At 62.4% G+C, this 14,710-nt stretch carries 13 protein-coding genes; 4 read left to right on the forward strand and 9 right to left on the reverse strand.

Annotated elements, in window-relative coordinates; all coding sequences use genetic code 11:
• Positions 1-5 precede the first annotated feature (5 nt).
• From CVS28_RS08155 to CVS28_RS08175, 5 genes are all read right to left on the reverse strand, one after another.
• On the reverse strand, positions 6-1,322 hold the full coding sequence (locus tag CVS28_RS08155) for a M18 family aminopeptidase (protein ID WP_103481200.1): 1,317 nt from the start codon (positions 1,320-1,322) through the stop codon (positions 6-8).
• A 133-nt stretch (positions 1,323-1,455) separates the two neighbouring features.
• Positions 1,456-2,166: a response regulator gene (locus CVS28_RS08160; protein WP_243399770.1), complete on the reverse strand. Its 711-nt coding sequence runs from the start codon at positions 2,164-2,166 to the stop codon at positions 1,456-1,458.
• Complete coding sequence (locus CVS28_RS08165; RefSeq protein WP_243399771.1) at positions 2,163-3,446, reverse strand: sensor histidine kinase; 1,284 nt, start codon at positions 3,444-3,446, stop codon at positions 2,163-2,165. The genes CVS28_RS08160 and CVS28_RS08165 overlap by 4 nt, the downstream gene beginning before the upstream one ends.
• A gap of 41 nt (positions 3,447-3,487) precedes the next feature.
• Positions 3,488-4,387 (reverse strand): ABC transporter permease, encoded by a 900-nt coding sequence (locus CVS28_RS08170; protein ID WP_103465160.1) that lies wholly within the window; start codon positions 4,385-4,387, stop codon positions 3,488-3,490.
• 2 nt (positions 4,388-4,389) lie between these two features.
• Positions 4,390-5,337 (reverse strand): ABC transporter ATP-binding protein, encoded by a 948-nt coding sequence (locus CVS28_RS08175; protein ID WP_103465159.1) that lies wholly within the window; start codon positions 5,335-5,337, stop codon positions 4,390-4,392.
• A gap of 185 nt (positions 5,338-5,522) precedes the next feature.
• On the opposite strand from CVS28_RS08175, the gene CVS28_RS08180 reads away from it, so the two are divergent.
• A complete protein-coding gene (locus CVS28_RS08180) occupies positions 5,523-6,182 on the forward strand; it encodes a phosphatase PAP2 family protein (RefSeq protein ID WP_103465158.1) in 660 nt (219 codons plus the stop codon).
• Here CVS28_RS08180 and CVS28_RS08185 read toward each other — a convergent pair.
• The 3 genes from CVS28_RS08185 to CVS28_RS08195 all read right to left on the reverse strand — a co-directional run bounded on the left by CVS28_RS08185 (position 6,179) and on the right by CVS28_RS08195 (position 8,916).
• Positions 6,179-7,390, reverse strand: coding sequence for an MFS transporter (locus CVS28_RS08185; RefSeq protein WP_103481201.1), 1,212 nt, complete (start codon positions 7,388-7,390; stop codon positions 6,179-6,181). The genes CVS28_RS08180 and CVS28_RS08185 overlap by 4 nt on opposite strands.
• A gap of 74 nt (positions 7,391-7,464) precedes the next feature.
• A complete protein-coding gene (locus CVS28_RS08190; RefSeq protein WP_103481202.1) occupies positions 7,465-8,157 on the reverse strand; it encodes a phosphonatase-like hydrolase in 693 nt (230 codons plus the stop codon).
• A gap of 12 nt (positions 8,158-8,169) precedes the next feature.
• Positions 8,170-8,916, reverse strand: a complete 747-nt coding sequence (locus tag CVS28_RS08195) for a GntR family transcriptional regulator (protein ID WP_243399772.1) — start codon at positions 8,914-8,916, stop codon at positions 8,170-8,172.
• Positions 8,917-9,087: 171 nt separating this feature from the next.
• Here CVS28_RS08195 and CVS28_RS08200 point away from each other — a divergent pair, with 171 nt between their 5' ends.
• On the forward strand, positions 9,088-10,275 hold the full coding sequence (locus CVS28_RS08200) for a TIGR03364 family FAD-dependent oxidoreductase (RefSeq protein ID WP_103481203.1): 1,188 nt from the start codon (positions 9,088-9,090) through the stop codon (positions 10,273-10,275).
• 463 nt (positions 10,276-10,738) lie between these two features.
• Here CVS28_RS08200 and CVS28_RS08205 read toward each other — a convergent pair whose 3' ends face one another.
• Complete coding sequence (locus CVS28_RS08205) at positions 10,739-12,421, reverse strand: ABC-F family ATP-binding cassette domain-containing protein (RefSeq protein WP_103481204.1); 1,683 nt, start codon at positions 12,419-12,421, stop codon at positions 10,739-10,741.
• Positions 12,422-12,664: 243 nt separating this feature from the next.
• Here CVS28_RS08205 and CVS28_RS08210 point away from each other — a divergent pair, with 243 nt between their 5' ends.
• Together CVS28_RS08210 and CVS28_RS08215 are read left to right on the forward strand one after the other, a co-directional pair.
• On the forward strand, positions 12,665-13,957 hold the full coding sequence (locus CVS28_RS08210; protein WP_165788104.1) for a sensor histidine kinase: 1,293 nt from the start codon (positions 12,665-12,667) through the stop codon (positions 13,955-13,957).
• Between the two features lie 26 nt (positions 13,958-13,983).
• Entirely contained in the window at positions 13,984-14,682 is a 699-nt protein-coding gene (locus CVS28_RS08215; RefSeq protein ID WP_243399773.1) for a LuxR C-terminal-related transcriptional regulator, read from the forward strand.
• The last annotated feature ends 28 nt before the right edge of the window (positions 14,683-14,710 follow it).

Below are 14,710 nucleotides of genomic sequence, written 5' to 3' on the forward strand. Positions count from 1 at the left end.
CGCCACTAAATGGCGGCCCCGAAGAAGGTCTCCGAGATCCGCGCCAGATAGTAGGGATCGGCAATGCCGCACAACTCCCGGGCGGAATGCATGGACAGCAGCGGAGTCCCCACATCGAGGGTGCGGATGCCCAAACGGGTGGCCGTCAACGGGCCGATCGTTGATCCGCAGGGAACGCCGTTATTGGAGACAAACTCCTGGTACGGCGCACCGGCGCTGGCGCAGAGGTTCGCCCAGATGGCGGCACCCACAGCATCTGTGGCATAGCGCTGGTTGGCATTGATTTTCAGCAGCGGGCCGCCGTTGAGCACGGGTAGGTTCGCCGGATCATGCCGTTCGCCATAGTTGGGGTGGACGGCGTGGCCGGCGTCGGCCGAGATGCACAGGGAGTTCGCAAAGGCGCGGCGCCGTTCACTCACGCTTGCACCCAAACCATCCGAGACCCGGGTCAGGATATCCTCCAGGATGGGCCCGCACGCACCGGAGCGGGAAGCCGAACCAATTTCTTCATGGTCAAAAGCGGCCAGGACGGGGATCACGGGCCGTCCCCCCGCCTGTGCAGCCCCGGCGGCCTTGGCCTCCCCTGCTTCTGCAGCGCCAGCGGCGGCAATGAGTGCCACAACGCCCGCGTGCACCGACGTCAGATTGTCCATCCGGCCTGCGGCAAAGAACTCATCGTTGGCGCCAAAGATCGCACCGGGCTGAGTATCGGCCACCACAATGTCGTAGCCACCAATCGTGTTGGCATCCACCCCTGCCCGGCTCGCCAACAAGCCCAGCAGATCCTCGTCGGCCGGGTTGCCCTGGCCCCAAATGGGGTTCATGTGCGCTTGTTTGTCCAGCTTGAGTCCGTCGTTGCTGCTGCGGTCAAGGTGGATGGCCAGTTGCGGGAAGCGCAGCAGGGGCCCGGTGGCCACCAGGGTTTCGGTGCCGTCGCGGTCCACCAAACGTCCGGCGAATTGCAGTTCCCTGTCCAGCCATGAATTGAGCAGGGGCCCGCCGTAAACCTCAACGCCTGCCTGCAGCCACCCATAACGGCCCGTGGTGGATTTGGGCTTGAGCTTGAACGACGGCGAATCCGTGTGCGCACCCAGAATGTTGAACCCGGTGGTGGCGGTGGCGTTTTCCGGCACCACCCAGGCGATGATGGCGCCGTCGCGGATCACAAAGAATTTGCCGTGCGTGGGCCACGGAGCCGTCTCCGCGAGTTGACTGAACCCTGCCGCCTCCAGCCGGCGTCCCGCCTCGTGAGCTGCATGAAAGCTCGACGGCGACGCCTCAATGAAGTCACGAAGGTCCACGATGTGCTTAACGAAAGTCATACCTAGATTCAACCACGAAGGGCCGCGGACGGTGCGGAGTTGAAGTGGCCGCCGGAAACGTCACCACGGCGTAGACCAAGACTAGAACTGTGAGGCCGCAGGCAAGGGCAACCCCAGGACGGCGGCACCTGCGCTAGTAGTCAGGGTTGCTGGGGATGACCAAGCCTGTTTCGTAGGCGTACACCACCACCTGCACCCGGTCCCGCAGATGCAGTTTAGTCAGAATCCGGCGCACATGAGTCTTCACGGTGGCCTCGGAGAGGAACAATTTGTGCGCAATTTCGGCGTTGGAGAGTCCTTGGGAAATGCATTGGGCCACCTCCAACTCTCGCGGGGTGAGATCCTCCAGGAGCGGATCGGACTGGTGTGCCGGGCGGGGCGGACGGCTGCGCACAAAGTTTTCCAACAACCGCTGGGTGACGCGCGGCGCCACCACTGCGTCGCCGCTGGCCACCAGCCGCACAGCCTGCACCAATTCCGCCGGGGCCACGTCCTTGAGCAGGAAGGCACTGGCACCGGCCTGCAGTCCGGCAAAGGCGTATTCGTCCACATCAAAGGTGGTCAAAATAATGACCCTTGCCTCCGACGGGGAAGCACTGATCTTCCCCGTCGCTTCAATGCCGTCCATGAGCGGCATGCGGACATCCATCAAGACCACATCCGGCGTCAAGCGATCCACGGCGGCAAGCGCCTCAACGCCGTTGGAGGCCTCACCAACAACGAGCAGATCCGTTTCCCCTTCAAGGATGAGCCGGAAACCCATCCGTAACAACGGCTGGTCATCCACCAGCAGAACCTTTATTGCATCTTCATCCACAGCGTTCTCCCCCATAACATCGCTCATGGTGCACCTACGTTAGGGCGCAAAATTGCCTGGACCGTCCAGCCACCCTGGGGCGCCGGTCCGGCGTCGACCGTTCCACCATAAATCCCAGCACGCTCCCGCATTCCCACAATGCCACTGCCGGAGCCCAATGAGGCGTTCATGGTTCCGTGCCCGTCGTCGCTTATTCGCACGGTGAGCTCTCCCTGGGCCAAGTTGTTCTCGACCATCACCTGAACCCGGGAAACAGCCGTCCCATAGCGAAGCACGTTGGTCAGTGATTCCTGCACAATCCTGTACACCGTCAGCTCCAGGGATGGGTCCGCTGGCAGTGGCGGCCCGGAATGGGTCAGCGCCAGCGGCAGGCCAGCCTGCCGGAAGCCCTCAATCAGGGCACCCATGGTGGTGTGGTCCGGTTGCGGGGAACGGTTGGCACCGCCGTCGGCACGTAGGACGCCCAAAACCCGGCGCATGTCGTTCAGCGCAGTGCGCCCCGTCTGGGACAGCTGACTCAGCACCTCCCCAGCCTTGCTCGGATCATGCCTGGCCACCACGGCGGCGCCGTCGGACAGGGCCACCATGACTGTCAGCGAGTGCGCCACGACGTCATGCATTTCCCGGGCAATCCTGTTTCGCTCTGCCACCGAAGCCAGTTGGGCGTTGCGGACGGCCCACTGGCGCAGCTCCGCCTCATGTTTGCGCCCGCTGCGCACGGAAGCGCCAATTCCTGTGGCAATAATATTGGCCAGCGGCATCATGATGGCGGAAATAATGTTCGTTTCATCGGCTGTGGGACCGTCTGCCACCAGGTATTCGCTGGGGAGTTGGTAGATAAAGAGGGTGTACAGGCTCAGGGGAACCGCAGCCACCACGGCCAGCGTGAAGCTCAGCGGGGGGCGGTAGGCCACCGCCACGGCGTAGAGGGCAAACCAGATGCTGATGCCAATACTGCCGGAATTGGGCACCATGGCAATATTGAGCAACTCAAAAACGGAGAGGATGGCCAGTACCGCAAGGGGCTTGTCGCGGCGGAACATGAGCACCGTGGCCGAGGCCCCGACGATGACAAAGTGGGCCGTCAAATTCATCTCCGCCCGGGAGCTCAGGAAGACACCTGATCCGGCCAGCAGGTACGCAAAAACCACCACCACGTCCATGACGCGGGGATGGTTGTAAAAGTACGTGCGCAGCTTGCCGCGGCGGCGGGCCGAAAACTCGTCGGCCCGCCGCTCAACGGAAGGTAATTCGGCGGGGGCCAGGGCCGTTCGTTCCGCGGCCCCCGCCTGGCTTTTTGTACGCATAAGTGTGAGCTTAGGACCCTGGCACGGGTCCGGCGCCCTGCTTAGACGTCACGGTTCTTGAGGGACACCAAGGCCGGCACGGTGACCAGGACAATCCAGCCCAGGAAGATCATGCCGCCGGCCAGGGGGCTGATGAAGGCGGCCTTGTCACCGATTTCCAGCATGCGTCCACCGGCCACGCTGGGCACGTACTGGCCCACGTATTTCCAGAAGTCACCGGGAACCAGGGTCAGCAGTGAAGTGCCGATTTCCAGGAGGAAGAGCAGCCCCACGAGGACAATGATGCCTCCTGCGGAACTCCGGATCAGCGTTCCCAGAGACAGGCCAATGAGGGAAACACCTGCAACGTATACGCCGCCCATGAGGATGCTGTAGAGCACCCCGTCCATGCTCAGTGACATGTCAATGCCGAAGGAACCCAGGATCGGGATGGAGACCAGGAACGTGGCGAAGGCTGCCACGAGGGTCAGCACGTAGGAAACCACCACCAGGACTATGGCCTTGGCGAAGAACGCCGGCAGGCGTTTGGGCACCGCGGTCAAGGTGGAGCGGATCATGCCCGTACCAAATTCGGAGGAGATCAACAGCACGGCCAGTGCACCGAGCACAAGAACGCCCAGCTGCAACCCGGCAATCGGTGTGCCGTAGATGCTGAAGCCCTGCGCACTGGCGGCGTCCATGGCCTGCTGAAGCGTCATTTGCGATTCACCTGTGCCGGAGCCGGGGCCTGCCGGGCCGCTATGCATGATCGCGTCAATGACTGTGCCGCGCACCCAGGCGGCAAAGGCGCCCACGCCAACCACTGCCACAAAGGTGAAGGCGAGCAGCATCTGGGTGGAGCGCAGGGAACGGAACTTAATCCACTCGCTGCGCAACACTCCGCTGAAGGTGAGGGACTTGCGGCCAGCACGACTGGAGGCCGGAATCGTTGCAGTGCTCATTGTTAGCGTCCCTTCACAGCGGCCGGAACGGGCGCGTTGTCAGTAAATTCTTGCGAGTGGTACTCAACGGCGTCCTTAGTGAGATTGAAGTAGGCCTCTTCCAGGGAGTTGGTGAGCGGTGTCAGTTCATACACCAGCACCCTGTTGTCCATGGCAATCGTTGCAACTTGGCGGGCATCCAGGCCGGACACCTCCAGGGTCTCGTTCTCGTGGCACTCAACCTTGACGCCGTTGGCGCCCAGCAGCTGGCTCAGGCGGGTGACCTCCGCGGTGCGCACCCGAACCTTGGCCTGCTGCGTGCCAGCCAGAATCTCGGCGATGGGGGCGTCCGCGATGATCTGGCCACGACCAATCACAATCAAGTGATCGGCCGTTTGCGCCATTTCACTCATCAAATGCGAGGACAGGAACACTGTTTTGCCCTGCGCAGCCAAATGTTTGGCCAAATTGCGCACCCACAGCACTCCTTCGGGGTCCAGACCGTTCACGGGTTCATCCAGGATCAGTGTCTGAGGATCGCCCAGCAGTGCCGAGGCAATGCCCAGCCGCTGCCCCATGCCGAGGGAGAAACCGCCGGCCTTCTTCTTGGCGACGGCTGCCAGTCCGGTCATATCGATGACCTCGTTGACCCGCTTGGTGGGGATGTTGTGCGTGGCTGCCATGGCCAGCAGGTGGTTGTAGGCGCTGCGGGAAGTGTGCACTGCCTTGGCGTCCAACAGCGCGCCCACCTGATGCAGGGGGTCGTGGTGGTCGGCGTAGCGTTTGCCATTGACGGTCACCTTGCCGGCCGACGGCTTGTCCAAGCCTACGATCATGCGCATGGTGGTGGACTTGCCTGCACCATTCGGGCCCAGGAAGCCTGTGACCATGCCGGGCTTGACCGTGAAGGTGACGCCGCCAACGGCCGTCTTGGCACCGTAGTGCTTGGCCAGGTTTACTGCCTCAATCATGTGGACATCCCCTTTGGATGATCTCTGAAAAGTTGTTGCATTCTTTTGGAATCTACTTACTACCGTACGCACCCGCCAACCATTTTTCCTCTATCTCAGGGATGAATCAGGGTCCATTCAGGGTCGTCCCTTTGGATGATGCCGCGGCAGGGCTTGCCCACAGATGAACACCATAGAATGGCCAGATGCTCACTCAAACACAGTCAGCTGCAGGCCTTCAGCCTGTGGACTGGCCCCACACCCGCCTGCTATGGGCGTCCTTGCCAGCACTGGCGATCGTGCTGGCCGGCGCCGTGGTGGTCTTCGCAACCGGGAACCAGCCGCCATTTCAGGGGCTCGACGACGGCTGGTACCACCTCATGGTGGACTCGCGGACGCCGTGGCTCACGGCCGCGAACCTGGTTTTGAACGTTGTTGGCAACGCCGGCATGGTCATGTACTGCGCCGTACTGTTTCTTGTCCTCATGATCCGCCACAGGCGCCTGGCATACTTTACTGCCGTGGCCAATCTGACCGCCTTAGGCCTGACACACTTGATCAAGTTCCTGGTGGCCCGGCCACGGCCGGAAGACCAGCTGGTGCACGTGGATTCCGGCTCATACCCGTCGGGGCATGTCAGTGGCACGGTGGCAGCCATGGTGACAACCGCCGTCGTGCTGGGAAAGGTGTGGATGTGGATCAGCGGGGCCATTTTGAGTGTGGCCATGATGTACAGCCGCACCTACCTTGGCGCCCACTGGGTATCGGACACCATCGCCGGGGCGCTGCTGGGGGTGGGTGTCACACTTTTGCTGTGGGTGGCCCTGAAGGATAAATGCCTTGGTGGGAATATTTTCAGGCCTTAGCGCTCGACCGACTCAAACTCGGACTCCGCGAGCGGCCGTGCGGCCGGAACCGTGAGGATGGAGGCCACAATGGCAATGCCAATGGCCAGCAACGCCCAACGAATGGTGACATGGTCGCCCAGGAACCCGAGCAGGGGCGGCCCGGCCAAAAAGGCCACATAGCCAATGGTTGACACCACGGAGACCCTTGCCGCAGCACGTGCCGGATCATCGGCAGCCGCCGACATGCCCATGGGGAAGCCCATGGCGGCGCCGGCGCCCCAGAACACGGCACCCAGTCCCGCCACCAGCATGTTCGGCGCCAGCACAAAGATCACCAGGCCGGCCAGAGCTGTGCCAAGGCTGAAGTACAGCACAGGCACCCGGCCGTAGCTGTCAACGAACCGGCCGCCGAAAAACCGGAACAAGGTCATGGAAGCAACAAAAACGGCAAACATGATGGCCCCGCCAGCTTCCGTGGCGCCAAGCCCGTCCACCGTGGCCTTGGCAATCCAGTCGTTCGCGGCACCTTCGGTCAGGGCGGCACCCAAAACCACCAGGCCCACCAGCAGCGTGCGTTTCTCCGTCCACGCGCTGCGGCCCTTGGGAGCTGTTTCCGCGGGCCCGCCGCCTGTGGCAACCATGCTGGCGCCGGCCTTGCTTTCGGGCAGGAACCAACGCGGCACGAGCACCATCGCGGTGCTGACCAGGACCACAATGGCGGCCAGGTGCAAGGACATGCTCACGTTAATGGCTGACAACCCCGCACCAACAAGCGCACCAATGAGCGCCCCGCCGCTAAACCCGGCATGGAACTGCGGCATCACGGTCCGGCCCAAATGCCTTTCCACATCGGCGCCCTCAATGTTTTGGGCAACGTCCCAGAGCCCAATCCCCACACCGAAGAAGACCAGCCCCACTGCCGTGAACGTCACGGAGCCCTGGGCCAGGGCGAACGCCACAATCAGCCCACCAAAGGCGGCAGTGAATCCGCCGGTCCGCACGGTGCTCGCCGTGCCAATCCGCGCCACAACCGCCCCCGCCAGGGGCAGTGCAACCACCGACCCTGCCGCAATGGTCAGCAGCAGCATGCCCATCTCACCGGCCGTCAGGTCAAGGATCCGGGTCACGGCAGGAATGCGTGCCGCCCAGCTGGCAAACACAAAGCCGTTGATGGCAAACACGGCAAATGTGGCAATGGCCGCGGAACGGACCGCTTGCTGATTCATGGTGGAGACGCTCTTCTGTCGATGGTCGGCATAAGTCTATGGAACCACTCTAGTGTCGCCCTCCCGCCGGCGGCTCAGGCTGGGCGCTGAGTCTCAGCCAATTCAGGCACCTCCACCACTCCGGTGAGGATGTAGTCGTGAGAGTGGGCGGCCAGGTCATCCCGGCTCAATTTGCCCGTCAGGACGCCCACCGAGATACCGCCAGCGTTGCGTCCGGCCTGCACATCAACCACAGTGTCTCCGGCTGCCAGCACCTTGCGCACATTGATCACGCCGGTCTTTTCCATGGCGCGGTGAATCATGTAGGGGGCCGGGCGTCCGGCGGAGACGTCGGAGGTGGTGACAACGGCATCAACGGTGGAACCGGCATCGGCACCCACTGCCCAGCCCAGCGATTCCAGCAGGGGGTAGGCAACGTCGTCGTCAAATCCTGTGGTCAGGGCAACTTTAATGCCTCGCTCACGCAGCGTGGCAATGGCTGCGGCAACGCCCGGCAGGGCCACAGGAGGTGTTGCGGTGTACCGTTCGACCAGGATTTCACGGAACCGGACAAACGCCGCGGCCACCCGCTGTTGAGTTGCTTCCTGCCCGCCCAGCGCCATCAACGCGGTGATGGCACTGACCTTGTCGGCCCCCATCCATTCCTGCAAATCTGCTGTGGCCACGGGAGCCCCGGTCTCTTCCACGGCGTCCTGCAGCGCAACGTAGACAATGCCGTGGTCATCCACGGTGGTTCCGGCCATGTCAAAGACGGCAAGTTCAATCATGGTGTTCATTCCTTAATAAGTGGTGGTGCTTTGGACGCGGGCCACGGGGGTCCGGCCGTGCAGGGTGTTGTTGATCATGAAGTTGGCAAGTTCGGGCCGGTACCTGTCATCGGCGTATTCCAGGCGGTCGCCGGTGCTGGAGAATGTCACGCGCCGCTCCCGCAGCAGGGGTGCACCCTTGGCAATCCCCAACAGTTCGGCGTCGACGGTGTCAGCGGCCACGGCATCAATGGTGTGCCTTGCACTGTGCAGGTCCACACCGGCACCCAAAAGGTAGCTGAATGTTGAACCGGAGTCGGTGTCAAAGTCGAAGAGGGCCCGCCCAGCTGAGGGCACAAAGTGTGAGCGCTCCACCATGGCGGGTTCGCCGTCAAGCAGGCGAAGCCGCAGCAGGCTCACCACCGGCTCACTTGCCTGCAATCCCAGCTGGTCGGCAATAACAGGCCCGGCAGGCCTGCGCGTAATTTCCTGAGTCTGCTGCCCGGGCACCCTGCCCATGGATTCGGCCCATTGGGTGAAGGACAGGAACGTCTCCACCGACTGGGAAATCACTGCCGGGCGAACCACGGGAGGCTTGCCCCGGCCACCTGAAATGGCCCCGTCTTGGCGAAGGGCGGCCAACGCCTGGCGAACGGGCCCGCGGGATGCACCAAACTCTTGGCACAGCACGGCCTCGGACGGCACAGGCTGGCCCTCGGGCCAACTCCCGGAGTCAATCCTGTGCCTGAATTCATCCCGAAGTTGTTGGTGCATGGCCATTTTCATTCCTTGAGTGTACAAGTGGAAAATGGCCAAAAAACGCTAAATTTCGGCTCTCTCGTTGAACAAATGGTAAACATTTGGCCACCAAAATGAACCGTCAAAGAACTTGTCCATACAAGTGCCATTTTCATTTGATTTGGGGGTCAACTGCAAGGCACAGTCGTTCTCATGAACCAATCCAAAATTCACCTTCAGCCCACGGATGTCTTGATTGTGGGGGCCGGCATCACCGGGCTGGCACACGCTGCCGAGGCAGTTGCCCGCGGCCTGAGCGTACACATCATTGACCGGGACACGCGGGCCGTGGGCGCCTCCATCCGCAACTTTGGGCATTGCTGCGTGGGCGCCCAGTCCGGTGAACTGCTCGAGCTGGCCACGGTGGCCCGCGAAGGCTGGTTGCGCCATAGCGAGCTGGCCGGTTTCTTCTCCGTGGAATCCGGCGGCCTGGTCGTGGCCCGCAGCAGAGCGGAAGTTGCCGTCCTGGAGGAGCTGGCCGCCACGCGCGGCTCCGACCAGATGCAGCTGATCAATGCCGCGCAGGTCCGCCAGGAGCTCTCCGGCAGCGGGGATCCGGCAATTCTGGCCGGAGCCCTGATCCGTGATGACATCCGGGTGGATCCCCGTGAGGCGGTTGCCAAGCTGGCCGCTTGGTTGGCAAAGCAGCCCAAAGTCACCTTCTCGTGGCGCACCTCGTACTTCGGCACCGATTCACGAGAGCCTGTTTCGAGTGCCACGCCCGACGCCGAAACTTCCCACCGCACCGACGTGACCGTGCGCACCTCCCGCGGCACACTCACGGCGTCGCGGGTCATCGTCTGCGTTGGCCACGATCTTGACTACGTGCACCCGGACGTTGCCGAACCTTTTGAGGTGAACCGCTGTTCCCTGCAGATGGCGTTGGTCCGCCCAGCCGCACCGCTGACGATCAAGCGCGCAGTCCTGACGGGCACCTCCATGCTGCGCTACCCGGCGTTCGCTGAAACGGGCGCAGCCGCAGAACTGAAGAAGGAACTGGCCGCCAACAGCGCCGAACTCCTGGCCATTGACGCCAATCTCATGCTGACCCAGCGCCCCGACGGCACGCTGCTGATTGGCGACAGCCACCACACGGCGACCACCCAAGACCCATTCCTGATTGAACAAACCCAGGACACCCTGCTGAACGCCACCAGCAAGCTACTTGGCATGGGCAGCTACACCGTGCTGCAACGCTGGCAGGGAATCTACGCCTCGAGCCCGCAGCAAAGTTTTTTGATCAAGGACGTTGCACCCAACGTCACGGCGGTCTCCGTCACCAGCGGAATCGGCATGACCATCTCCTTTGGTCTGGCCAAAAAGACGTTCAGCCAGTTCTAACCCTCCCCCAAACAACTGACCCGCAGAAAACGCCGAAAAACAGGGGGAAACCCTGATTTTCGGCGTTTTCTGCGGGTCAGTTGAGTCAGCTGGTGTGCGGCTTCGCCGCGCCAGTGGCAACTGTAAATTCTGCCGTGGCTTATGCGCAGCCGTGGAAACGTGTGTGGCGCATAGACCTCAATCTGGGCACGCCTGCTTTGGCTATGCGTCGCGCCAGGAGCCAGTGCGGCGCAGCTTTGACACTGGCGCCATGCCCGGTATCAGTAGCGCGCATGCCCAAAGCGGCCCCGGCTTATGCGCGGCCCCAACTCCCAGGCGGGCGCATAAGCTGCCAACACCACACAGCTCGCCACCAGCAGACACTCAAGAGCTGTGGGCAACTCGGATACTGCGGTCGCCCCTATCCAAACTGCCCAACCCGCCCTATTTACGTTTCAGGTGGAGAGGTCAGTTGGAGAGATTCCTAGCGGGCGCGCTCAACCCGCTTTTCATCCCACACGGGCTCTTCGGATTCGTACACCTTGCCGTCTGAACCAAACACCAGGAACCGGTCAAATGAACGGGCAAACCAACGGTCGTGGGTCACGGCCAGCACTGTTCCCTCAAAGGAGTCGATGGCCTTCTCCAACGCTTCGGCCGAGTGCAGGTCAAGGTTGTCGGTGGGCTCGTCAAGCAGCAGCAGGGTGGCGCCGGAGAGCTCCAGCAGCAGAATCTGGAACCGCGCCTGCTGGCCACCGGACAGGGAGTCATACTTCTGCTCAGAGCTGGACGCCAGTCCGTAGCGGTCCAGAGCGCCAGCGGCGGCCTCGCGACCCAGCCCGGAGCGGTGCTCGTCCCCTCGGTGCAAAATGTCCAGCAAGGACCTGCCCAGCAGGTCCGGGCGCGCATGGGTCTGGGCAAAGAAGCCGGGCCGGATGCGGGCACCCAACTTCACCTTGCCCTCGTGCGGCACATGGGCAATATCGACGTCGGACACTGGCTCGTGTTCCTTGTCCGGATCCGAACCGCCCGCCGCCAGAAGCCGCAGGAAGTGGGATTTTCCTGAACCGTTGGAACCCAGAACGCCCACCCTGTCACCAAACCAAATCTCGGTGGTGAACGGCTTCATCAGCCCCGTGAGTTCAAGTTTGGTGGCCACAATGGCGCGCTTGGCCGTACGCCCGCCCTTGAGTCGCATCTTCACGTTCTGCTCAATGGGCAGCGCCTCCGGCGGGCCCTTTTCCAGGAACTGCGCCAGGCGGCTCTGCGCGGCCTGGTACCTGTTGGCCATGTCAGAGCGGAACGCGGCCTTGGTCTTGTACATGATGACGAGTTCCTTGAGCTTGATGTGCTCCTCGTCCCAGCGCTTGCGCAGCTCCTCAAAGCGGGCATTGCGGTCTTCGCGGGCCTTCACATAGGACTCGAAACCGCCACCGTGGGTCCAGCTTGAGGCACCATTGATGCCCGGCTCCAGCGTGACAATCCTGTCTGCAGCGTTGGCCAAGAGTTCCCTGTCGTGGCTGACGAACAGCACCGACTTCTCTGACGCAGCCATTTTGGCTTCCAGCCAGCGCTTGCCGGGAACATCGAGGTAGTTATCGGGCTCATCCAGCAGCAGGACCTCGTCGGGTCCGGAGAACAACGCTTCCAACACCAGGCGCTTCTGCTCGCCACCGCTGAGGGAGGACGCTTTGCGGTACTGGGCCGTGTAAAAATCCACACCCATGGCGGCCATGGTGACTTCGTCCCAAGTGGTTTCCATTTCGTAGCCGCCAATATCACCCCAGTCGGCGATCGCCTGGGCGTACGCCATCTGGCTTGGCTCGTCGTCGCGCTCCATCATGGCCAGTTCGGCGTCATCGACGGCCTTGCCGGCGGCGGCAATGTTGGCCGAAGCCACGGAGAGCAACAGGTCTCGCACGGAGCTGTCATCGCGCACCTGGCCAACAAACTGGCGCATGACGCCCATGGTTCCCGAGCGGGACACTGCCCCCTCATCGGGCTTAATGTCCTGGCAGATGATGCGCAGCAGGGTGGTCTTGCCTGTGCCGTTGGGGCCAATCAGGGCGGTCTTGGTGCCATCGGCGACGCGGAAATTCACCCCGTTCAGCAGCTGTCGGCCGTCGGAGAGAAAGTAGTCAATGTTTGCAACGTCTATATGTCCCACTCAGCAATTCTCCCATCCCCGGTGCTCCACGCCGAACGGCCGACGGCGGGACCCTCGCTTCCCCTCGAACGGGCAGTCCCCGCCTCGCGAACGGGCAGTAGTTGTTGATGTTGAGCGGAAACATCAACAACTACTGCCCGTTCGGCAGGCACTGGTGCGGGGCGCCGGGGTGGGGTTTTCCCTACCCTGCATTGACCGGGTGGCATGATGGTTTCACGACGGCGCCGCGGCAAGGATGGAACTATGAACACCTCAGCTACTTCCAAGCCCCGCAATTCGTGGTTGATCCTACGCCCCGCCACCTGGCGCCAGATCGGTGCTGACGTGGTCTACATCCTGCCAGGCTTCTTCGTTTCGCTAGTGTCCTTCATTGTCTTGGTGACCTTGTTTTCCGTGGGTGTCTCCACGCTCATCATCTGGCTTGGTCTGCCCATCCTGCTGTGCTGCCTTGGCGTTTCCCGCTGGTTCGCCAACATTAACCGGGCGATGGTGCAGCGCTGGGCTGGCAGAGTCCCACCCGTGCACTACAAGGCGCGGCATAAAAATACCATTGGCGGCATGTTCAGCAACCTGGCGGATCCGCAGCTGTGGAAGGACCTGATCCACGGAACAGTAGTGTCGTTCACTTTTCGCACCGCCTCCTTCAGCGTTGCTGTCACTTGGCTGGCCGCGGCGCTTGGCGGTTTGACACAATGGTTTTGGGGACGGTTCCTGCCGGCAGACAATATTCCGCTAGCGGAATTGATCGGCCTGAGCCCTGCGGCCGCCGAGGGTTGGTTGGGCCTGGCCTACGGTGTTCTCTTTCTCTTGACCCTGCCATTTGTCACCCATTTCCTGGCGGGCACCGATGCCGCCATGACCCGTGGATTGCTCACGAACGAGAACGCCGCATTGCGCGCCCGCAGCGAGGAGCTGGCCGCCAGCCGCGCCCAAGTCGTCTCGGGGGGAGCCACCACTTTGCGCAAGATTGAGCGGGACCTGCACGACGGCCCCCAACAGCGCCTCATTCGCTTGCAGATGGATATTGAAGCCGCCCAGCGGCGCATGGCCTCCGACCCGGCTGCTGCCCGGGACCTGATGGACGGGGCATTGGAGCAAAGCCGGGAAGCTTTGGCCGAACTACGGTCATTGTCCCGTGGCATTGCCCCGCCATTGCTCGCCGACAGGGGCCTGCGAACAGCCATGGAGTCGCTAGCCGGCAAGTCAGTTGTGCCGGTAGCGCTTACAAGTAACCTTGAGCATGGCACCCGCTTGGCCGAAAGTGCGGAGAATGCTGCCTACTTTGTGATTTCCGAGGCACTGGCCAACGTCTCCAAACATTCCGGGGCCAGCAAGGCCGCCATAACAGTCAACGCGGAACCGGCAGAGTTGCTGATCGAGGTCAGGGACGACGGAAATGGTGGCGCCCATGTAGGCAAGGGGCACGGACTGGCCGGTTTGGTCGACAGATTGGCTGGCGTGGATGGTTCCTTGGAAATCGTCAGTCCAGCGGGCGGCCCCACAACTCTGCGGGCCAGCATCCCGCTGGGCATTTGAGTCCTGGACGCTTGAATCCCGCACCCATGAGCCAGGCCGGCAACCACGCAGCCAGCGGCTACCCTGAGGTTATGCGTGTTGTTTTGGCTGAAGATTCTGTATTGCTCCGCGAGGGCCTTGTCCGCCTGCTCGAAGAGACTGGCGCGCAGGTGTGCGCAGCCGTGGGCGACGGCGAGGCGCTGCTGCTGGCCGTTGCCGAGCATGTTCCGGACCTGCTGATCACGGATGTGCGAATGCCTCCCTTGCACCGGGACGAAGGGCTCAGGGCGGCCATTGATGTCCGACGGCGGTTCCCCTCCGTTGCTGTCTTGGTGCTTTCACAGTATGTGGAGTTGAGTTACGCCAGTGAGTTGCTGGCAGGCGCCTCAAACGGTGCAGGTCTGGGCTATCTACTCAAGGACCGGGTGGCCCGTTTTGCGGACTTCACTGACGCCATTGAACGTGTGGCGGCCGGGGCAACTGTCATTGATCCCGAGGTCATCAGTGCCTTGCTGACCAATCGCGGCGCGAGCGATCCGATCAACACCCTGAGCCCCCGTGAGTCACAGGTATTGGAGCTGATGGCCCAGGGGCTCACGAATGCCGGGATCGCCAAGTCCCTGGTGGTCAGCGCCGGCGCCGTGGAAAAGCACATCAGCGCCATCTTCGCCAAGCTGGGCCTGCACCAAAGCACTGACGACCACCGCCGCGTGCTCGCCGTCCTGAGCTTCCTGCAACGCAATTAGGGTCAGCAACTCCACAAGACTGAAAACT

Origin of the sequence: Arthrobacter glacialis (assembly GCF_002909415.1) — a bacterium.
Classification (GTDB): Bacteria; Actinomycetota; Actinomycetes; order Actinomycetales; family Micrococcaceae; genus Specibacter; species Specibacter glacialis.

What these genes read in the sequence shown, in the direction of transcription:
- CVS28_RS08155 (WP_103481200.1), bottom strand. Translation starts at nt 1,322, where the DNA reads ATGACTTTCGTTAAGCACATCGTGGACCTTCGTGACTTCATTGAGGCG.
- CVS28_RS08160 (WP_243399770.1), bottom strand. Translation starts at nt 2,166, where the DNA reads ATGAGCGATGTTATGGGGGAGAACGCTGTGGATGAAGATGCAATAAAG.
- CVS28_RS08165 (WP_243399771.1), bottom strand. Translation starts at nt 3,446, where the DNA reads ATGCGTACAAAAAGCCAGGCGGGGGCCGCGGAACGAACGGCCCTGGCC.
- CVS28_RS08170 (WP_103465160.1), bottom strand. Translation starts at nt 4,387, where the DNA reads ATGAGCACTGCAACGATTCCGGCCTCCAGTCGTGCTGGCCGCAAGTCC.
- CVS28_RS08175 (WP_103465159.1), bottom strand. Translation starts at nt 5,337, where the DNA reads ATGATTGAGGCAGTAAACCTGGCCAAGCACTACGGTGCCAAGACGGCC.
- CVS28_RS08180 (WP_103465158.1), top strand. Translation starts at nt 5,523, where the DNA reads ATGCTCACTCAAACACAGTCAGCTGCAGGCCTTCAGCCTGTGGACTGG.
- CVS28_RS08185 (WP_103481201.1), bottom strand. Translation starts at nt 7,390, where the DNA reads ATGAATCAGCAAGCGGTCCGTTCCGCGGCCATTGCCACATTTGCCGTG.
- CVS28_RS08190 (WP_103481202.1), bottom strand. Translation starts at nt 8,157, where the DNA reads ATGATTGAACTTGCCGTCTTTGACATGGCCGGAACCACCGTGGATGAC.
- CVS28_RS08195 (WP_243399772.1), bottom strand. Translation starts at nt 8,916, where the DNA reads ATGGCCATGCACCAACAACTTCGGGATGAATTCAGGCACAGGATTGAC.
- CVS28_RS08200 (WP_103481203.1), top strand. Translation starts at nt 9,088, where the DNA reads ATGAACCAATCCAAAATTCACCTTCAGCCCACGGATGTCTTGATTGTG.
- CVS28_RS08210 (WP_165788104.1), top strand. Translation starts at nt 12,665, where the DNA reads ATGAACACCTCAGCTACTTCCAAGCCCCGCAATTCGTGGTTGATCCTA.
- CVS28_RS08215 (WP_243399773.1), top strand. Translation starts at nt 13,984, where the DNA reads ATGAGCCAGGCCGGCAACCACGCAGCCAGCGGCTACCCTGAGGTTATG.